This window comes from Streptomyces sp. NRRL F-525 (genome assembly GCF_000716605.1).
In the GTDB taxonomy this organism is placed as follows: domain Bacteria; phylum Actinomycetota; class Actinomycetes; order Streptomycetales; family Streptomycetaceae; genus Streptomyces.
The window spans coordinates 227,625-247,318 of record NZ_JNXE01000002.1; the positions used below are offsets into that span (position 1 = coordinate 227,625).

Sequence of the window (19,694 nt, forward strand, 5' to 3'; positions counted from 1 at the left end):
ACACGCGAAGGGCGCCCTCGTACCGTACGAGGGCGCCCTTCGCCGCGTCAGCCCAGCGGCACCGGCACCAGCTCCAGCCGTCCGCCCGCCATCGCCACCACGGCGGCCACGAAGGCCTGGAGGCAGGTGCGCTCGGCCTCCTCGTCGGGCAGCGCGAGGTGTTGCAGCATGAGCCCGTCGAAGCCGGCGAGGAAGAACCGCGCGATCGCGTCCACGGGCTGGGCAAGGACTTGGCCGGTGCGCTCGGCCGCCTCGGTGATCAGCTTCGCGGTCACCACGGTCACCCCCCGGTAGTGGGCTTCGAGGGCCTCGCTCAGAGCGGGCGAGCGGAGCGCGAACATGGTCAGTTCCGTGAGGAGTTGATGGCTTTCGGGCTGCTCACGCACCGTCCGCCACAGCGCGGCCACCAACGCGCTCGCCGTCTCCTCGAACCCTCCGTCGGCCGGCGCGGCCCGCTCGACCTGCGCCACGAGATCCTCCGTGAGCTGCTCCATGACCGCGAGGTACAGCCCTTCCTTCGTACCGAAGGTGTAGTGCACCGTGGCCTGGGCGACCCCCAACTCGGCGGCGATGGCACGCGTGCTGCCGGCCGCGACCCCCTCCCTCGTCATGAAGTCGATGGCCGCTTTGATGAGCTGGGGGCGGCGCTCGGCCGCGGAGACGTGAGCCATGGCCCCATCATACCGACTGAGTCCAACGAACAAGTCGTCCGAACAAGTCGGGATCCGTGCAGCCCTACGCCCGTGACCGCGTCGCGGCCGCTGAGGTCCGGTCCCTGGCCGCGTGGGTCAGTTCGGGCAGCTCAGCGAGTGCATACGTTTCCTCCACCACCCGTCGAACGGGACGAACGAGGAGGCAGGCTCGTGAAGGAAGACAGCCAGTTGGACACGTGTGTGATCGGGGCGGGACCTGCCGGGCTGGCCGTCGCCCGGGCCCTCGCCGAGCGGAACCTGCCGTACACGCATCTGGAGCGGCACACCGGGCTCGGCGGGATCTGGGACATCGAGAACCCGGGCGGGCCGATGTACGAGTCGGCCCACTTCATCTCCAGCAGGACCCTGTCGGGCTTCGGCGGTTTCCCGATGCCGGACGACTTCGCGGACTATCCGCCGCACCGGCAGATCCTGTCGTACCTGCGGTCCTTCGCCGACGCCTACGGGCTGACGGACCGGATCGAGTTCGGCGCCGGGGTGGAGAGCGTCGAGAAGAACGCGGACGGCACCTGGACGGTCGTCCGGGCCGACGGGCAGGAGACTCTGCACGGGCAGGTCGTGGTGTGCACGGGCTCGCAGTGGCACCCCAACATCCCTGAGATTCCCGGGCAGTTCAGCGGCGAGGTCCGGCACACCGCCGGTTACCGCAGCGCGGAGGAGCTGCGGGGCAGGCGGGTGCTGGTCGTGGGCGCGGGGAACTCCGGCTGCGACATCGCCTGCGACGCGGCCCGGACGGCGGACCACGCGGTGATCAGCATGCGGCGCGGGTACTGGTTCATCCCGAAGCACCTGTTCGGGCGGCCCGTGGACACCATCGCCAACAGCGGTCCGCACCTGCCGATGTGGCTCGCACAGCGTGTCTTCGGCGGCCTGCTCCGGTTCGTCAACGGCGATCCGACGCGCCTGGGCCTGCAGAAGCCGGACCACCGGCTCTTCGAGACCCACCCGGCCATCAACTCGATGCTGATCCACCACCTCCAGCACGGCGACATCACCGCCAGGCCCGGCATAGCCCGCGCCGAGGGCAGCACCGTGCACTTCACGGACGGCACGAGCGACGACTTCGACCTGATCCTGTTGGCGACGGGCTACGTCCACAAAGTCCCGGTCGCCCAGCGGTACTTCGGCGACGAGCAGCATCCCGACCTGTATCTGTCGTCGTTCTCGCGGGAGCACCGGGGCCTGTTCGGGATCGGGTTCGTGGAGACCAACTCCGGCGCCTACCAACTCTTCGACAGCCAGGCCCAGTTGATCGCCGGGTATCTGAACGACGCGCGCCACGGTCTGCCCAACGCCGAGCGGTTCACCCAGATGATCCGCGCCGACCGGCCCGACCTCTCCGGCGGACTGAAGTTCGTCGCCTCGCCGCGTCACACCGGTTACGTCGACAGCGGGGCGTTCGTGAAGTACCTCGGCAAGGTCGCCCGCCAGATGGGCTGGCGCACCGAGGGCCAGGCGCCGCCGGTGCGGCCCGCCGCCGAGCGCGTGGAGGCCACGGCATGAGCAGGAGGTTCGACTTCACCGACAGGGTCATGCTGGTCACCGGCGGCGCGGGCGGCATCGGCAGCGCGCTGTGCCGGCGTTTCGCGGCGAGTGGCGCGCGCTGTGTCGTCGTCGACATCGACGGGGTCCGCGCGGAGAAGGTGGCCGCTGAGCTACCCGGCCTCGGCCACACCGGCGTCGGCTGCGATCTGCTCCAACGCGCCGATCTGGAGCGGCTGTTCGAGCGGGTCGCCGAGGTCTACGGCCGCATCGACGTGCTGGTGAACAACGTGGGCATGACCAGCTCGGAGCGCTTCGACGTGCGCAGCGTGGAGAGCATCGAGCGGGAGATCACCCTCAACCTGACCTCCCCCCTGGTCGCCACCCGGATCGCGATCCCCCTGCTGAAGGCCTCGCGCGATGCCCGGGTGGTCACCACGGTCTCCCTCGGCGGGATCTTCCCGCTCGGCGAGACCCCGATCTACACGGCGTCCAAGTTCGGACTGCGCGGCGCGATGCTCGCCATCGGCCTCGACCTGCGGAGCAAGGGCATCCTGGCCGGGTCGGTACTGCCCTCGGCGACCGACACCCGGATGCTGCGCCAGGAGGCCGTGGACGGCGGCAACTCCATGCAGTTCCAGGACCCACCCCAACAGCCCGCGAACGTCGTCACGGCCGTCGTGAGCCTGCTGGACAAGCCCCGCCTGGAGGCCTACCCCCGCTCCGGTGAGTCCCGTCTGGTGCGCTGCGCGATGCTCGTACCGAACCTGCTGCCCCGGATCTTCCCCCTGTTCCGCAAGCGCGGCGACCGCGGCATGGCCCGCTACCTGGAGGAACTCCGCCGCCGCGGACTGGCCCGACAGACCGACGGACGCTGGGAGTTGGTGGAGGAGGCATGACCAAGAACGACACACTGACCATCGTCAACCCCGCCACCGGCGAACCGATCACCACCCTCCCCGCCGCGAGCGCCGACGACGTCACCAAGGCCGCCGAACAGGCCCGGCACGTCTACGACTCCGGAGTTTGGTCGCGACTTCCGGTCCGGGAACGCGGCGCCGTACTCCTGCGCCTGGCCGACCTCATGCAACGCGACGCCGAGATCCTCGCCCGGCTGGACAGCGAGGACGCGGGCAAACCCATCACGGAGTGCCGTACGGGGGACGTGCCGGGCGCGATCGAGTCGATCCGCTGGTTCGCCGAGGCGGCGGACAAGGTCTTCGGCCGGGTCGCGCCGAGCGGACCCGACGGCCTGGGCCTCATCACCCGCGAGCCGGTCGGCGTGGGCGCGGCGATCCTCCCCTGGAACTACCCCCTGGCGATGGCGAGTTGGAAGGTCGGCCCCGCCCTCGCCGCAGGCAACTGCCTTCTGCTCAAACCCGCCGAGGCGACCCCGCGCTCGGCCCTCCACCTGGCCACCCTCGCCACCGAGGCCGGTCTGCCCGACGGGGTACTCACGGTCCTCCCCGGCTACGGCGCCGAAGCCGGCGCGGCCCTCGCCCGCGACCCCCTCGTCCAGGCCCTCTCCTTCACCGGCTCCACCGCCACGGGCCGCCACATCCTCAAGGCCGCCGCCGACAGCAACTTCAAGCGCGTCTCCCTGGAGATGGGCGGCAAGAGTCCGCAGGTGCTGATGGCCGACGCGCTCTCCTACAGCGACGAGCTCATCGGCGACATGATCGAGGCCGCGTTCCTGACGATGGGGCAGAACTGCACCGCCGGTTCAAGGGTGTTGGTGCACCACAGCATCGCCGACGAGATCGTCGAGAGGTTCACAGCCGCCGCGCGGGACCTCGTCATCGGCGATCCGGCCGACCCGCGCACCCAGCAGGGACCGCTCATCAGCCGCGCCGCCTTCGACCGGGTCGCCGGTGCCGTGGATGCCGCCAGGGCGGCCGGCGCCCAGATCCACACCGCGGGACTCCCCCACGGCCTGCCCGCACGCGGCGCGTACTACCCGCCCACGGTCATCACCCGCGCCCCCGCCGAAAGCGCCGTACTCACAAGGGAGTTGTTCGGTCCCGTCGTCACCGTCGAGACCTTCGGTTCGGAGGACGAGGCGGTGCGGTTGGCCAACGCCACCGAGTACGGGCTCGCCGCCTCGGTCTGGACCCGTGACCTCGACACCGCGCTGCGGCTGGCCCGGGGCATCGAGGCGGGCGTGGTCTCCGTGAACGCGTACAGCGAGGGCGACATCACCACACCCTTCGGCGGCTGGAAGCAGTCCGGGTTCGGTGGCGTGGAAAAGTCGACGAACGCCTTCGACCAGTGGACGCGGGTGAAGACGGTCTGGATACGCACCCGTTGACCATCCGCTGACGGGTCACTCGCGGTGCGTCGCCGCCCGGAGCAGGTGCTCCCGCAGCTGGACCGGGGAGGTACCGTGCCAGCGGCGCACCGCTCGGCGCAGGGCGCGTTCGTCGGAGAACCCGGCTCGGCGCGCGATCTCACGCAGCGTCAACTCCGGGCGGAGCAGCAGCTGTTCGACGCGTTCCCGGCGTACGCCCTCGGCCAGTGCCTCGTACGTCGTGCCGCAGTCGGCGAGCCGTCGGCGCAGTGTGCGTTCGCTCGTCGCGTGCCGTCGCGCCTGTTCACCGAAGGACGGGATCACCGGGAGGCTCTGCGCGACGGAGACCTCCAGGACTTCGAGGAGGTCCTGCTGGTCGGTGCGGGAGGCGAGTTGGGCGTCGAGGGTCTCCAGGGTCGAGGCGTACGTCACCGGGTCGCGGCCGGGCATGCGGGCGGCGGCCCAGGCGGGGTCGACGACGATGCGGTCGGCCGGGGCGCGGAAGCGGACCGGGCAGCCGAACAGGGCGCCGTAGAGCTCGTGTTGGCGGGGTGGCGGTGCGGAGAACTCGACCACGCGCGGGGCGAAGTCCGGGCCGATGGCGAGCCGGGAGAGGGTGACGACGGAGGCGAACCCCTCCTCGATCAGGAAGGACGCCACGCTCGGGTCGACGGCGGGGTCGGGGAGGTCTGCGCGCAGGACGAAGGCGCCGTCGTCGCCAACTCCCGTCGACCACACGGTCATTGCTCCGGAAAGGTTCTGGTACTTCACGCCGGTCTCGATGGCGTGCCGCAGTGTGTCGGCGGCCATCAGCGCGAAGCCGAGCAGGCCCCACGCGGTCAGATGCTGTGACGCGCCGACCCGCAGGCCCAGCCGCTCGTCCCCGGTGAGTTCCACCGCGCGCCGGATCACCGCGCTGCCCTGCCGGTACGACACCCGCAGCGCGGCCGAGCGCATGAGGGTCTCGTCCAGGCCGACCTCGTTCAGCAGGGGCCGTAGATCGACGCCGCGTGCGTCGGCGACGACGACGAGATAGCGCAGGATGTTCGGCTGGATCGTCGCCGACGTGCTGCGGCTGGTCCCGTGCGGGTCCGCCGGGGCCGGGGCTGGGAACATCGCGCTCACCTCCTCGTGGGCGACCACCGTAAGCACCCGGGCGGCAGCGGTCGCGGGTGCTGGCCGCCGAAGTCCCCTCAACGGCCCCCGGCGTCCTGCGTCCGTCCCGCCACGGCTGACTACGGTCTGTGCATGTCAGTCAGCACTCCGGGCCGGGCCCGGGTCGGGCGCCCCGCCGACCGGGCCGGTGCCCGAAGGGCGACGACCCTCGCGTTCGCCGCGCAGGGCATGTCCGTCGCCGCCGTGTACACGACCGTCCCCGCCGTCACCGAACACCTGAGACTGTCCCCGCTCCTGACCACGGCCACGCTGGTCGGGGTGGCCCTGACGGCCGGGGTCGGCAGCTTCCTGGGGCTGGCCGCGGTCCGCGTCGCCGGTCCCGTCGCCACGGTGCGCGGCGCGCTGCTGACGGCCGCGATCGCGCTCCCGCTGATCGGCTGGGCTCCCGGCCCGCAGTCCGTCATCTGCGCGTACGTCCTCTTCGGCCTCGCGCTCGGCGGCCTCGACGTCGGGATCAACACCCGGGCCGCCGCGATCGAGCGCGCCTACGGCCGTAGCGTCTTCGGGTCCTTCTACACGGCGTGGAGCGTGGGTGGCGTGCTCGCGGCGCTGCTCACCTCCGGGGTGGCCCGGCTGGACCGGTCCGTCGGCGACGGACTGGCCGTGCAGGCGGGTGTCCTGCTCGTCGTCGCCCTCTGCCTGCGCACGCACACCCTTCCCTCCTCCCAAGTACCGTCTGCACAGCCGCCGTTGGGGCGCCGGCTGTGGCTGCGGATCCTGCCCTTCGGGCTGGTCCTGCTCGTCGTCTACGTCGTGGACTCGACCGTCTCCGCCTGGTCGGCGGTGTATCTGCGGCAGACGCTCGGCGCGTCCCTCGCGGTGGCGCCGATGGCCTACGCGGCGTACCAGGCGGGCACGGTCGTCGGGCGGGCGACCGTGGACCGGCTGGTGCAGCGGGTCGGTACCGGTGCCGTCGTCCGGACGGCCGCCCTGGTGGTGGCGGGTGGGCTGGTGGGTGTCGCCATGGCTCCGGGCTGGGCGTTCGCCGTGCCGGCGGCGGGAGTTGTGGGGCTGGGGGCGTCGGTGCTGGCGCCGCTGTGTCTGGCCTCCGCCGCGCGGTTGCGGCCCGCCGCGTCGGAGACGGTGCTGGCCCGGCTGAACCTCTTCAACTACGCGGGCGTCGTCACCGGCGGCGCGGTGAGCGGACTCCTCGGCTCCACCGGGGAGTTCCGGCTCGCGTACGCGGCACCGGCGGCGCTGGCGGTGCTCGTCCTGACCGCCGCCCGCCACTTCACGCGGCCGCCGGGGACATCCGGGGCATAGGAAACGAGCCAGGCAATGGGCGGGACATGGCCGGCCCATGGGCATGCGGCAATCGGTCGTTCAACCGCCGCTGCCAGCGTCGCGCCCATGAACACTCCTCGTATGGGCCTTCCCGAACGGCTCGCCGACACCTTGAGCATGCCCGAGCAACACGAGTACCTCCGCCGCGCCTTCTCCCGCCGCGGTCTGCTGCGCGGTGGCGCGGTCGCCGCGACCGGGGTCGCCCTCGCGGGCGGCGCCGCCGGTGCCGCGGCGGCGGCGACGCCCACGCTGGTGCCGGGTTCCGCCACCGCGAACGTGCACGGTTCGCTGGTCGCGCCGTTCGGCAGACACATCGCCTACGGCGCCGATCCGCGGACGCAGATGCGGGTGTCCTGGCAGGTGCCGCTCCCGGTGCGGAAACCCTTCCTCCGCATCGGCCGCAGCCCCCTCGACCTGAGCCACCGCATACCGGCGGAGGTGCGCGACCTGTTCACCCCGGCCGGGATCGGCAAGAGCGCGGACATCGACCAGTACTACGTGCACGCGGCGCTGGACAACCTGAGCCCCGACACCACGTACTACTACGGAGTCGGTCACGACGGCTTCGACCCGGCCGACGCGGGTGCCGCGCACACCGTCTACTCCTTCAGGACCGCGCCCCGCACCCACAGCACCCGGCCGTTCACGTTCACCGCCTTCGGTGACCAGAACCCGAGTTACACCTCGATCGGCCTCAACGCCCTTGTGCAGGCGCAGAATCCGGCCTTCCACCTCCACGCGGGCGACATCTGCTACGCGGAGGAGACCGGGCACGGGCTGCCCGCTGACGCGAGCAACTACGACGCCCGCCAATGGGATTCGTTCCTCGCGCAGATCGAGCCGCTCTCCAGCCGGGTGCCGTGGATGGTGGCGTTCGGCAACCACGACATGGAGTCCTGGTACTCCCCCAACGGCTACGGCGGCAACGAGGCCCGTTTCACCCTGCCCACCAACGGTTTTGACGCCACGTCAGCTCCCGGCGTCTACTCCTTCGTCCACGGCAACGTGGGTGTGGTCTCGGTCGACGCGAACGACGTGTCGTACGAGATCCCCGCCAACAAGGGCTACACCGGAGGCAAGCAGACCGCCTGGCTCGACAAGCGGCTCACCGAGCTGCGGGCCCGTACGGACGTCGACTTCATCGTCGTCTTCCACCACCACTGCGCGTTCTCGACGACCAGCTCGCACGCCTCCGAGGGCGGGGTGCGCGAGCAGTGGGTGCCGCTGTACGAGAAGCACCAGGTGGACCTCGTGGTCAACGGCCACAACCACGTCTACGAGCGCACCGACCCGGTCGTCCAGGACAAGGCCGTCCGCACCCTGCCGATCGGCGGCACCCACGAGCCGACCCGCGGTGGTGTCGTCTACGTGACGGCGGGCGCGGGCGGCGAGAGCGTGTACAGCTTCCCGGTCGCCGACAGCTACGAGGGCCACGAGGACGCGATCGACTCGGTGCCGACGTACTGGACGGGCAAGGACGGCCAGGTCACCGAGAACGTGGACTGGTCCCGGGTCCGTTACACCGGCTACTCGTTCATCCGCGTCGACGTCGAACCCGCCACGCCCGGCCGTACGACGACCCTCACCGTCCGGGCGCTGGCCGCGACCGGCGCCGAGGTCGACCGGTTCACGGTGTCCCGCAAGGTCAAGAAGGCCGGGCACGGTCACTAGGGACGTGGAGCGGCGGCCACCGACGTCGTGTCGGTGGCCGCCGCTTCGGCATTCGCGTTGAGCGCCATGAGCAGACTGGCGCCTTCGACGACCGCCAGTCCTTTGCCGCGTTCGCCTTGGCCGAGCAGGAGTTGCGGCAGTATGCCCAGAACTCACTGCCCGACGAACTCCTGAACGCCGGACGATTCGACGGAGCCGGTTTCTTCCGCCCGTAACGGCAGGTGGCACTGGAAATGCCGTGAATGCATAGCATCCCCGCACCCTATTTGCGACAAAGCGGCTTTCTTTTCTCCTTCCGCCTTCCAGGTACGGGGAGGTGAGGCGTACGCCGTGCGGAGATGTCCGCTCGGGATATGCCGAATCTCATTTGACTGCGCTATATTTCACGCCTCAACTGACGTTAGCCATAGGCGTTTTCCCCTCTCCCCGCCTCCGCGAATTCTTTTCGCCCCAGGTCGGTACCAACCGTTTCCCCCTCCGTGATACGCCTCACTGAAAGCTTTCCATTCCGTGGCCATCACCCTGCACGAGGACCGGCCCCCCGCCGGTCGCCATGCAGCCGTTCCGTCCGGCAGCCTGTTCCGACGGATCTACGCACCCCGCACCAGTGACGCCCTGGCGTTCTCCATGTCGACGTACGCCATGCCGCTGCTGGTCCTGGCGATCACCCGGTCCTCGTCGCTGACGGGCCTGGCGTTCGCCCTGGAGTGGACGCCACGGATCGCCGCGTTCGTGCTGGCGGGCAACGTGGTGGACCGGCGCGGCGCCGCGATCGTGTGTTTCCTCGCCTCGCTGCTGCGCGCCCTGGTCCTCGCGGGGGCCGCCGTGGCGCTGGTGATGCTGCCGCGCGGCACCGCGGAGACGGTGACCGTGCTGGTGCTGGCCGCGGTGACCGGCACCCTCACCCAGTTCAGCTTCGTCGCCAACGAGGCCGTGGGCGCGATCGTCACCCGGCGCGCGGAGAACCGGCCCCACGGCGTGCAGTCCGTCCTCATCGGCATCGACCAGACCGCGATGCTCGTCGGCCCCCTGCTCGCGGGCTTCCTGCTGCTGGTCGGCCCGGGCTGGATGCTCGGCTGCCTGACCGGGCTGTCCCTGCTCGCGGCCGTCCTCGGACTCCAGACCCCGCCCACCCCGCTCCGCGCCGGACGGCCGGTCGGCGAACGCACCCCCGGCAGCATGCGGACCGGGCTGCGCATGCTGCGCAAACTCCCCGCCCTGCGCTGGCTGGTGGCGGGCCTGGCCTGTTCCAATCTCGCCCTCGGCCTGCTCCAGTCCGCGAGCCCGATCATCGTGGTCGAGAACTTCGGCCGCTCCTCCGCCGACGTCGGCACCCTGTGGTCCGCCGCCGCGGCCGCGACCCTCCTCGCGGTCACCTGCTGCCGGCTCGCCCTGAGCCGCATCGACCTCTGGGGCGTGGGGGTCGTCTGCGCGACCTTCGCCTCCGCGGCCTGCCTCGCCCTGCCCCAAGCCCCGTCCTACGCCGCCTACATGGTCCTCATCGCGCTGTTCATGGCGGGCGACGGCGGCCTTACGGTCGTCCTGCGCACCCTGCGCTCGCTGGTCATCCCGGCGACGGCCTTCGGCACCACGCTCTCCCTGACCATGCTGCTCCTGCTGCTGCCCTTCCCGGTGGCCGGCATCCTCGTGGCCGTCACCCCGCCGACCCACCTCGACACGGTCGTCCTGTGCTGCGCCCTCGTCCAGGCGATCGCCCTGGCCATCACCTTCGTACGGCTGCGCACGGAGCCGACGCTACGCGCGTCCGCCGACCGGCCGACGCCCGCGATGCTCCCCAACGAGCCCTCCACAAGCACGCGTTGACCCGGCGCTATTTCGGTTGAACGCGGGCCGTGAGGTGGGCAGGCTTGCGCGGTGCACATGGAACTGAACCCGCGTGATCTGGACTGGGACGAGGTGGACCCCGCGCGTCATCCCTTCGACCCCGGTTCGGCGGCGGAGGTGGTGCGTTCACTCGGACCGGCCCGCCGGATACCGACCCGCCCCGACGTCGGCCACGGCGATCCCGTGCTGCACGAGTGGGGTTGGGAGGTGGCGGAGCCCTGGGCCGACGCCATGTCGTACGCTCTCGCCGAGCACTACGGCGACTGGGCCGTGGGCTGGCGCTGGGCGCACGACGAGGGGGACTTCGACGGCGGGCCGGTCGGCAGCTGGTCCCGTGCGAGGTACTCGCTCACCACATCGGAGGAGACCCTCGACCGGGTGGTCTCCGGGCTGTGCGAGTGGCGCGACTGGCTCGAGCGGCTCGCCGATCTCTTCGAGGCGTACCCGCTGGACCTGACCGACGTGGCGGACCAGCGGATCCTGTGGGAGTGCGCCGCCCGGAACCTCATCGTGCAGGTGGTCGACCGCACCGGCTCCGGCAGTGCCTGGTACGGGCACTGCTGTCAGGTGCTCACCTGGTTCCTCAGCCGCTGGCACGTCGACCCCGATGTGGCACGGGAGTTGGTCGACGAGGCGATCGACGGCCGGTTCAAGAGCTGGACCGGCCCCGACCGGGTCCTGCTCGACGACGTCGCGGAGCGCCTCGCACTCTCGCTACGGCCCGACGACACCGTACGGCCGCCCGACCCCGGCCCCCTGCCGGACCATCTGCGGAGCTGGCTCGCGATGCGCGAGACCGTGGCGTGGGAGGACGCCCCGGACGGCGGCGGGGACGAGCCGGTCGTTCCGCTGCGCGACGGCGCGGCGGAGGACATGCGCGCCTTCGACCGCACCCTGTCGACCGCTCGCGGCGAGGGCCTGCTCACCGCCCTGGACCTGGTGCGGGCCGACGCGGCGCGCGGCGCCACGCTCGACTTCGAGCTGCTGCGCGGCTGGCAGCAGCACGTCCTCGGCACACCCGAACCACCGTCGTTCCGCACCCTGCCGCCCTTCGCCAAGAAGGGCAGGGAGCGCTACGGCATCGGCCCCGACACCCGTGAACGCCTCGACGCCTGCCTGGCCGAGAGCACGCGGGACGCCGACCGGCCCCTCCCGCTGACCGCCCGGGCCGCCCGCGTCTGTCTCGACGTGTGCTTCTTCCATCCCTTCGACGACGGCAACGCCCGCTCCGCCTTCCTCGCCCTCGTCTTCGTGCTGGCCCGCGAGGGCGTCGCCCTGGACTCGGTCACCCTGCTCCGCCGTATCAGCCTCGCGGCCGACAACCCGCAGAGCGGGGTGATCATGTGCCGGTACGTCGACACCCACCTCACGGAGACCCGGCGCCGCGCCGCCTCGATTACCGTCTGAACACGGCGAGTTCACCAGCGCGGGAGTCTCAGTTCGTAGTCGGGCCGGACCCGCCGCAGGTAGCCGGTGTCGTCCCGGCCACGCACACCCGACTCGACGTAGAGCCGGTGCAGCCGGTCGAGGGCGTCATGGTCGAGTTCCACGCCGAGGCCGGGACCGGTCGGAACCCTGACCGCGCCATCGCGCAGCTCCAGTACCCCGGGGACGATGACGTCGTCGGCCGAGTTCCACGGGTAGTGCGTGTCGCAGGAGTGGTCGAGGTTGGGGATGGCCGCCGCGACATGGGTCATGGCGGCGAGGCTGATCCCCAGGTGCGAGTTGGAGTGCATGGACAGCCCGAGCCCGAACACCTCGCAGACGACGGCCAGTTCGCGGGTCCGGCGCAGCCCGCCCCAGTAGTGGTGGTCGGTGAGGAGGACCTGGACCGCGTGCTGCTCGATCGCGGGCCGCAGATGTTCCCAGGCGATCACGCACATGTTGGTGGCGAGCGGGAGCGGTGACTCCTTCGCGACCCGCGCCATGCCGGGGATGGTGGCGGTCGGGTCCTCCAAGTACTCCAGTACGCCGTCCAGTTGACGGGCCACATAGGTGGAAGTCTCCGGCGTCCAGGCCGTGTTGGGGTCCAGCCGCAGCGGCTGCCCCGGGAAGGCCTCGGCCAGTGCCCTGATCGCGGCGATCTCCTCGTCGGGCGGGAAGACGCCGCCCTTGAGCTTGAACGACCGGAAGCCGTACCGCTGTTGCATCAGCCGGGCCTGCTCGACGATCCCGGCCGGGTCCAGCGCCTCGCCCCAGTCGTCACCCAGCGCGGGCCTGCCGTCGAGCGCGGGATGCTCGGCCCACTTGTAGAAGAGGTACGCGGCGAAGGGCACGGCGTCGCGCACCTTGCCGCCGAGCAGATCGCTGACCGGCCGTCCCAGCAGCTTGCCCTGGGCGTCGAGGCACGCCACCTCGACCGCCGAGCTGGTCCAGCCGCGTTCGTGGGAGCTGGGCACGGTCGGCAGCAGGGCGGCGTCGATCGCGGCGACGACAGCCGTCGCATCGAAGACGTCCATGCCTACGACGACCTTCGCCGCCACCTCAAGTCGCTCCAGCCGGACCTCGCCGCCCGTGGACTCACCGAGGCCCACGGTGCCGTCCTCCAGGACGAGTTGGAGGACACACCGCAGGGCCAGCGGCTCGTGGACGCCGTTCGAGTTGAGGAGGGGCGGGTCGCGGAAGGCGATCGGGGTGACGATCAGCTCGCGGATCCGTGTCGCTGCCGTACTGCTCATGCGCCCAGCGCCTCCAGGCCATGGCTGATCAATTCCGTTCGCATCCTGCCCCGTTCCGGTGGATCACAGTCATGTGGCCCAGGCCCACGCCGTCACGGGCACGAACGAACTGTCCGTCCGGAAGAGGTCCGTGCCGTCCGTCGGGTCCACCCGGAGTTGGTAGTTGTAGTGGCGGAGGTAGTAGCCGGGGTAGTTGTACGACTCGAAGCGCAGCGCACCGGTGGTGGTGCCGGTCCGGGCGTAGAACGTGGCGTCCCCGGCGAAGGTCGCCGTGCCGTCGTTCGTGTCGAAGCGGCCCCGGAAGTCGTAGTGGCGCAGGTAGTTGCCGGCCGAGTCCCGGAAGGAGAAGCCGGTCGCGTCGGCGAGGCCGGCAACAACAGTGAACGTGGACGCCTGCTTCAGGGCGGTGGTGCTGGAGCTGGTCACCACCGGCAGGTTGAGCAGCGAGGACACCTCCTGCCAGTAGCGGGTGGTGTAGTTGGCGGACTGGAACGAGCGGGTGACGCCGGTCGCGAGGCTCGGGCCGCCGGACACCGTCTCCTTGATGACCGTGAAGTGGCGTGCCGTACCGGAGAGCGTGGTCAGCGCGGTCGGCGCGGACCAGGTGGCGAAGGTGTCGTAGCTGTCGCTGTAGTAGTAGTTGCCGTCGCCGTAGCCGTCGAAGAAGATCCGCCAGCCGCCGTTGTCGAGCTGTACGACCGAGGGGCCCTCGCGGTAGCTGCCCCAGCCGGCCCAGTCGCCGGTCCTCGAGATCGTGTAGGGGCCGGTGAGGCTGGTGGCGGTGCCGTACTCGATGTACTTCGCCGTCTCGTTCTTGGTGAAGGCGTGGTAGGTCGAGCCGATCCGCACGATGTACGTGTCGATGTGGTTGGGGCCGATGCCGGACAGGGCGACCGGTGAACTCCACGCAGTCAGCGCGGAGTTGGTCGCCTTCAGCCGGTATGGCGTGAAGATCCACTCGTCGTCGGTGGTGGAGCAGGACACGATGACGTTGACACTGCCGTCGCTGTCGACGAACCACTCGGGCGCCCACGCGCGCGACAGGTTGGTGATCGGGACCGTGTAGTCGTACAGGAACGTCCAGTTGATCCGGTCGGCGCTGCGCGCGAAGCCGATGGTGGTGCTGACGTCCTCCCAGGTGTGGGTGGTGTACGTCAGGTAGTAGTAGCCGTCGGTGTGCTTGAACACGCTCGCGTCGCGGATGCGGTTGCTCGGCGGGGTGTAGGCCGAGGCCTGGACGAGGCGGAAGTCGGTGGCGTCGTCGGACTGGTAGACGTTGACGGTGCCGTCGTCGCTGTCGAGGAACGGGACGATCGTGTACCGGGTGGCGTAACCGCTCGCCGGGGCGGCGGCCAGGGCCGTGCCGAGCAGTCCGGGGGCCTCGCCCAGGACGAGCGCCGAGGCGGGCAGGACGGCCAGCGCGCGCAGCAGGGTACGTCGGGACGGCGTGGGGGGACGTGTGGTCACGGGCGGCTCTCCCGGAGACTCGGATGTTCGTCATATCGAACCCAGTTCGTGAATTCGGTCAGAAGGTAGGGGTGGGTCAGGAGCACGTCAATGGTTTGCGCAATGCTGGATGATCTCTGTGGGACGCCTGTGGCGAGGGCCGAACCACCCGCGCCCCGGGGGAAGTTGACGCATCCGCACCACACCGGCCGCCCGGACGTTACCGTTCGGTAGACCACGCGCTTCCGGAGGTGCCGCATGACGCCCGACCGTTCCGCAGGCCTGGCCGAGTCCGCCCGAGCGCTGGCCGCCGGGGAGGTGACCGCACGGGCCCTCACCGAGGAGACTCTGGCCAGGATCGAGTCAACTCAGGCTTCCCTGAACGCCTTTCGGGTCATACGGCGGGACGCGGCCCTCGCCGAGGCCGAAGCCGCGGACAAGGAACTGGCCGCCGGAGTACGCAAACCGCTCCTCGGCGTGCCGGTCGCCGTCAAGGACGACATGGACGTGGCGGGCGAACCGACCGCGTTCGGCTGCCGGGGCGAGTTCCCGCTGGTCGCCGAAGACGGGGAGGCGGTACGGCGGCTGCGGGCGGCCGGTGCCGTCGTCGTCGGGAAGACCAACACCTGCGAGTTCGGGCAGTGGCCGTTCACCGAGGGGCCCGCGTTCGGCGCGACCCGCAATCCGTGGAACTCCCGTCATACGCCCGGGGGTTCGTCAGGAGGATCGGCGGCTGCGGTGGCCGCGGGGCTGGTGCCGGCCGCGCTCGGCTCGGACGGCGCCGGTTCGGTGCGCATCCCGGCCGCCTGGACCCACCTCATCGGCGTCAAACCGCAGCGCGGCCGCATCTCGACCTGGCCGCGCGGCGAGTCCTTCCAGGGCATCACGGTCAACGGCACCCTCGCCCGCACGGTCGCGGACGCGGCCCTGCTCCTCGACGCGGCGAGCGGCAACCACGCGGGGGACCTGCACCGCCCACCCCCGCTCACCCTGTCGGAGGCGGTCGGCCGCGACCCCGGCCGCCTGCGCATCGCCCTCTCCCTGAAGCCGCCGTTCACCGCCCTGCCCGCCCGGCTGCAGCCGGAGGTCCGGGCCAGGGTCCTCGAACTCGCGGAGAAACTCGCCCAGTTGGGCCACACGGTCGTCGAGGACGATCCGCCGTACGGGCAGATCGGGCTGACCTTCCTCCCCCGCGCCACCGCCGGTATCGCCGAGCGGGTCCGCGAGGCGCCGCACCCCGAACTTCTCGACCGGCGCACCCTGGAGGCCGCGCGCCTGGGCCGACGGCTCGGCGGGGCCGCGCTGCGGGCGGCACGACGCGCGGAGGCGGCCCTGCACGACCGGTTCGGGGCGTTCTTCGGGAGGTACGACCTGGTCCTCGCGCCGACAACCGCCGCTCCCCCGCCCCTGGTTGGCGCGATGCTCGACCTGGGCGGCTTGGCCACCGACCGCGCGATGGTCGCCGCCTGCCCCTACGCCTGGCCGTGGAACATCCTCGGCTGGCCCGGCGTCAACGTCCCCGCGGGCTTCGTGGCGGGCGGACTCCCGGTCGGCGCCCAACTGTTGGGCCCGTCGAACAGCGAGCCTCTCCTGCTGTCCCTGGCCGCGCAGTTGGAGGCGGACCTGCGCTGGCACGAGAGGTGGCCGGAGCCGGTCACCGCGGATTCCCCGGCGGCATAGGCGGGTTGGGCCCGTACCCTGTGACCATGCAGGATGCGTCGATGGTCGGGCTGATGGGGCGGGTCACCGGGACGGTCGGGCCCGGGCTCGTCGGCGAGGTGATCGTCCGGGTGCGCGGGGGCGCCGAGCACTTCCTCGCGTACGCGGCCACCGGCACGGACCGGATCGAGCGGGGGACCGTGGTGATGGTCGTGGAGTACCTGCCGCCGAGGACGGTCTACGTCACGCAGGCATACGACAGTTGAGCTGCCTCCGTCGCAGGTGAGAGCTGTCCAGGGGCGTATGCGTCAAGATTGCAACAAGGATCCGTCAGCGTCTGTACCCCGGTGTCGCACAGGCGCACACTCCCTTCGTTCGGTGCCGAAAGGGCACCTTCAAAAGGGGGCGTATGCCGATGGTCATCGGCGTCGTAGCGGGGGCGGCGGTTGTCGCCGTTCTCGTACTGATCGGTCTGTTCAAGTCGATGTGGCGGGTTGCGGAACCCAACGAGGCACTCATCATCTCGGGTTCCAAGCACCGCACCGAAGGCCTTGAAGAGGGCATGGGGTTCCGCATCGTCACGGGGCGCGGCACGCTGGTGCTGCCCGGTGTGCAGGCGGTGCGCAAGATCTCGCTGGACCTCAACGAGACCGAGCTGCACGTGGATTGTGTGACCACGCAGGGCATTCCGCTCAAGGTGCGGGGCGTGGTCATCTTCAAGGTCGGCGACGACTTCGTGTCGATCGCCAACGCGGGCCGTCGTTTCCTCGACCAGCAGAAGATGATGTCGGAGCGGGTGCACAACGTGTTCGCCGGTCATCTCCGCTCCATCGTGGGCGGGTTGACGGTCGAGGACATGATCCGCGACCGGGAGAAGCTGACGGGCCAGACCCGTGCCGCGTGCGGTACGGAGATGGAGAAACTGGGTCTGATCGTGGACTCGCTGCAGATCCACGAGATCGAGGACCCGACCGGGTACATCAAGAACCTCGCGATGCCGCACGCCGCCGCCGTACAGCGGGACGCGCGCATCGCGCAGGCCGAGGCCAACCGGCTGGCCACCGAGGCCGAACAGAAGGCCGCGGCACGGATGTCGGAGGCCACCCGGGACAGCGAGATCCTCCAGGCCGGCTACCAGGCCGAGCGCGACAAGGCGGCGGCGAAGGCCCGACAGGCCGGACCCCTCGCGGACGCCGCCGCCCGGCAGGACGTCGTCGTCCAGGAGACCCGGATCGCCGAACTCGACGCCCTGCGCCGGGAACAGCAGCTCCAGGCGGACGTCCGCAAGCCCGCGGACGCCCAGGCCTACGAGACCCGGGCGCGCGCCGAGGCCGAGCGTGACGCGCGGATCTCCGCGGCCCAAGCCAAGGCGAAGGAGACCGAGTTGGCGGCCACGGCCGAGGCCAGCCGGATCAAGACGGCCGCGATCGCCGAGGCCGAGGCGACCCAGGCACGGGGTGCCGCGGCCGCTACGGCGACCAGGGCGACCGGTGAGGCGGAAGCCGCCGCCGCGCAGGCGAAGGGTCTGGCCGCCGCCGAGGCGACCCGGGCCCAGGGTCTCGCCGAGGCGGAGGCCATCAAGGCGCGGGCAGCGGCCCTCGCCGAGAACCAGGAAGCCGTCGTAGCGCAGCAACTGGCCGAGAACTGGCCGGAGATCGTGAAGGCCGGCGCGTCCGCGTTCGGCAGCGTCGACAACATGGTGGTCCTCAACGGGGCCGACGGCATGGCCGAGATGCTCGCCAAGGCGCTCACCATGGGCGGTACCGGTCTCGGCCTGGCCCGCCAGCTGCTCTCCTCGATGAACCAGAACGGGCAGACCCCGAACGGGACTTCGGCCCTGAACGGGAGCACGGCTCCGCCGTCGCAGAAGGTGCCGGTGGAGAAGGAGTAGCGGTGATCGTCTGACGGGCGCCCGGCGTCCGGGGTCACGGAGGCACGTTCTAAGGTGCCTCCGTGACCGCCTTTACCGATGAGAACGTTCCGGGCCGCTTCGGCCCCTCCGCCACGACCGAGGCCGACCCGCGTGAGGTCGGCAAGGTCCGCACCGAGTACTCCCCCGCGCACGACGGCGACCCCGACCCCGGCGAGATCGTCTGGACCTGGGTGCCGTTCGAGGAGAACGACGGCCGGGGCAAGGACCGCCCGGTCCTCGTCGTGGCCCGGGAGCCCGGCGGGACCTTGCTCGCCGTCCAGCTGTCCAGCAAGCGCCACGACGGCGACCGCGAGTGGGTGGCGATCGGCAGCGGCCCCTGGGACAAGTCCGGCCGCGACTCGTGGGTCGACGTGGACCGCGTCCTGCGTCTGCACGAGGACGGCATGCGCCGGGAGGCGTGCGCGATCGACCAGATGCGCTTCAACCTCGTCCGGCACCGGCTGCACGAGCGCTACGGCTGGACCTGAGCGGCTAGCTCTGGAGCTGGCGCTCCGGAAAGGCTCGTACGAACGCGTCCCGGACCGTCGCACCCGGTGTGCGGTCCAGGACGCCGAACACCACGTGCTCGAAGGCCGCGGCGAACCGTCCGCCCGGCCCGAGCAGCGCGTGGAAGGCGCCCGCGACCTGCGCCGGGTCGTTCTGGAAGACCCCGCACCCCCAGGCGCCCAGGACCAGCCTCCGGTAGCCGTGCGCCACGGCCGTCTCCAGCACCCGCTCCGCCCGGACGGCGATGGCGTGCGGCAGCTCGGCCGCGCGCTCGGGTGCCGTGCGCAGGACGACCCCGGCGTTCGGTGCGGCGGCGGTCAGGAAACCGGCGGTGTACGGCTCGTCCAGGAGGCGGCCCTTGTCGTCGCGGAAGACGGGGACGGCCGGTGAGTGGATGACCCGGTCCGTGTAGAACGGGTCGCGGTGGGCGCGGTGGTGGTCGTAGAAACCGCGGGCCTCGAGCAGGCACGTGTACAGCGCGGAGGCGCGGCACAGGGCTTCCTCCTGGGCCTGTGCGCCCTTGAGGAAACCGCCGCCCGGGTTGCGGGCGGAGGCGAAGTTCAGGACGGCGACCGGGCCGGTGAGGCGGCGGGCGGCCTCCAGGCTGCTCTCGCCGGTGACCTCGAAGGATGTCTCCATCGGTGAGAACAGCGGTATCCGCACCGGTTCCGGCCCGTGAAGGCTCGTACCCGCGCGGGCCGCCTCGGTTTCCGCGGCGATGAACACCTCACGCCCGTCCGCCGCGCGGTAGCTCCCGGCCTCGACGATCTGCTCGGTCTGCTGCGCGATACCGCGAAGGCGCGCGCTCATGGCATAACCCCCGTGTACGCCATGACCGCGCGCCCCGCGATCTCCCCCGTCGTGCTCATACCTTCATCCTGAGCGATGCTGGTCGTGCGGTGCAACGGAGTTTCCGGGCCCCGCGAACGGCCGGCGAACCGGAGATTACCGATCCCGAACGTGGCAATACGCACCCTTGTGCGACCAGCCGCGAGGGTCTTGGGTGGTACGAGTGTGCCGACCCGGGCCCAACA

Annotated in this window: 16 protein-coding genes; 11 read left to right on the plus strand and 5 right to left on the minus strand. The window is 71.0% G+C overall.

Annotation, left to right across the window (positions count from 1 at the left end; all coding sequences use genetic code 11):
* Positions 1–47 precede the first annotated feature (47 nt).
* Positions 48–671: a TetR/AcrR family transcriptional regulator gene (locus tag OO69_RS04155; RefSeq protein ID WP_033279000.1), complete on the minus strand. Its 624-nt coding sequence runs from the start codon at positions 669–671 to the stop codon at positions 48–50.
* A 192-nt stretch (positions 672–863) separates the two neighbouring features.
* On the opposite strand from OO69_RS04155, the gene OO69_RS04160 reads away from it, so the two are divergent.
* The 3 genes from OO69_RS04160 to OO69_RS04170 are packed head-to-tail and all read left to right on the plus strand — an operon-like array spanning position 864 to position 4,503.
* The gene (locus OO69_RS04160; protein ID WP_033279001.1) at positions 864–2,216 is read left to right on the plus strand and encodes a flavin-containing monooxygenase; all 1,353 of its coding nucleotides are present in this window, start codon (positions 864–866) and stop codon (positions 2,214–2,216) included.
* Positions 2,213–3,094: an SDR family NAD(P)-dependent oxidoreductase gene (locus OO69_RS04165; protein ID WP_033279002.1), complete on the plus strand. Its 882-nt coding sequence runs from the start codon at positions 2,213–2,215 to the stop codon at positions 3,092–3,094. Before OO69_RS04160 ends, OO69_RS04165 begins: the two co-directional genes overlap by 4 nt.
* Entirely contained in the window at positions 3,091–4,503 is a 1,413-nt protein-coding gene (locus OO69_RS04170; RefSeq protein ID WP_051800762.1) for an aldehyde dehydrogenase family protein, read from the plus strand. Before OO69_RS04165 ends, OO69_RS04170 begins: the two co-directional genes overlap by 4 nt.
* 15 nt (positions 4,504–4,518) lie before the next feature.
* Here OO69_RS04170 and OO69_RS04175 read toward each other — a convergent pair whose 3' ends face one another.
* A complete protein-coding gene (locus OO69_RS04175; RefSeq protein WP_033279223.1) occupies positions 4,519–5,598 on the minus strand; it encodes an AraC family transcriptional regulator in 1,080 nt (359 codons plus the stop codon).
* 132 nt (positions 5,599–5,730) lie between these two features.
* On the opposite strand from OO69_RS04175, the gene OO69_RS04180 reads away from it, so the two are divergent.
* The 4 genes from OO69_RS04180 to OO69_RS04195 all read left to right on the plus strand — a co-directional run bounded on the left by OO69_RS04180 (position 5,731) and on the right by OO69_RS04195 (position 11,865).
* On the plus strand, positions 5,731–6,921 hold the full coding sequence (locus OO69_RS04180; RefSeq protein WP_234444329.1) for an MFS transporter: 1,191 nt from the start codon (positions 5,731–5,733) through the stop codon (positions 6,919–6,921).
* Between the two features lie 87 nt (positions 6,922–7,008).
* Positions 7,009–8,613, plus strand: coding sequence for a purple acid phosphatase family protein (locus OO69_RS04185; protein ID WP_033279003.1), 1,605 nt, complete (start codon positions 7,009–7,011; stop codon positions 8,611–8,613).
* Between the two features lie 510 nt (positions 8,614–9,123).
* The gene (locus tag OO69_RS04190) at positions 9,124–10,437 is read left to right on the plus strand and encodes an MFS transporter (RefSeq protein ID WP_033279004.1); all 1,314 of its coding nucleotides are present in this window, start codon (positions 9,124–9,126) and stop codon (positions 10,435–10,437) included.
* 57 nt (positions 10,438–10,494) lie between these two features.
* A complete protein-coding gene (locus OO69_RS04195) occupies positions 10,495–11,865 on the plus strand; it encodes a Fic family protein (protein ID WP_033279005.1) in 1,371 nt (456 codons plus the stop codon).
* A gap of 11 nt (positions 11,866–11,876) precedes the next feature.
* Here OO69_RS04195 and OO69_RS04200 read toward each other — a convergent pair whose 3' ends face one another.
* Both OO69_RS04200 and OO69_RS04205 read right to left on the minus strand, forming a co-directional pair.
* The gene (locus OO69_RS04200; protein WP_033279006.1) at positions 11,877–13,136 is read right to left on the minus strand and encodes a glucarate dehydratase family protein; all 1,260 of its coding nucleotides are present in this window, start codon (positions 13,134–13,136) and stop codon (positions 11,877–11,879) included.
* Between the two features lie 69 nt (positions 13,137–13,205).
* Complete coding sequence (locus OO69_RS04205; RefSeq protein ID WP_033279007.1) at positions 13,206–14,603, minus strand: glycoside hydrolase family 43 protein; 1,398 nt, start codon at positions 14,601–14,603, stop codon at positions 13,206–13,208.
* 237 nt (positions 14,604–14,840) lie between these two features.
* Here OO69_RS04205 and OO69_RS04210 point away from each other — a divergent pair, with 237 nt between their 5' ends.
* The 4 genes from OO69_RS04210 to OO69_RS04225 all read left to right on the plus strand — a co-directional run bounded on the left by OO69_RS04210 (position 14,841) and on the right by OO69_RS04225 (position 18,641).
* A complete protein-coding gene (locus OO69_RS04210; RefSeq protein ID WP_033279008.1) occupies positions 14,841–16,262 on the plus strand; it encodes an amidase in 1,422 nt (473 codons plus the stop codon).
* Between the two features lie 26 nt (positions 16,263–16,288).
* The gene (locus tag OO69_RS04215) at positions 16,289–16,507 is read left to right on the plus strand and encodes a hypothetical protein (RefSeq protein ID WP_234444330.1); all 219 of its coding nucleotides are present in this window, start codon (positions 16,289–16,291) and stop codon (positions 16,505–16,507) included.
* Positions 16,508–16,650: 143 nt separating this feature from the next.
* On the plus strand, positions 16,651–18,132 hold the full coding sequence (locus OO69_RS04220) for a flotillin family protein (protein WP_033279010.1): 1,482 nt from the start codon (positions 16,651–16,653) through the stop codon (positions 18,130–18,132).
* Between the two features lie 62 nt (positions 18,133–18,194).
* Complete coding sequence (locus tag OO69_RS04225) at positions 18,195–18,641, plus strand: type II toxin-antitoxin system PemK/MazF family toxin (protein WP_019057621.1); 447 nt, start codon at positions 18,195–18,197, stop codon at positions 18,639–18,641.
* Positions 18,642–18,645: 4 nt separating this feature from the next.
* Here the strand turns inward: OO69_RS04225 and OO69_RS04230 are convergent, their stop codons facing one another.
* Positions 18,646–19,470, minus strand: a complete 825-nt coding sequence (locus OO69_RS04230) for a TIGR02452 family protein (RefSeq protein ID WP_033279011.1) — start codon at positions 19,468–19,470, stop codon at positions 18,646–18,648.
* Between the last annotated feature and the right edge of the window lie 224 nt (positions 19,471–19,694).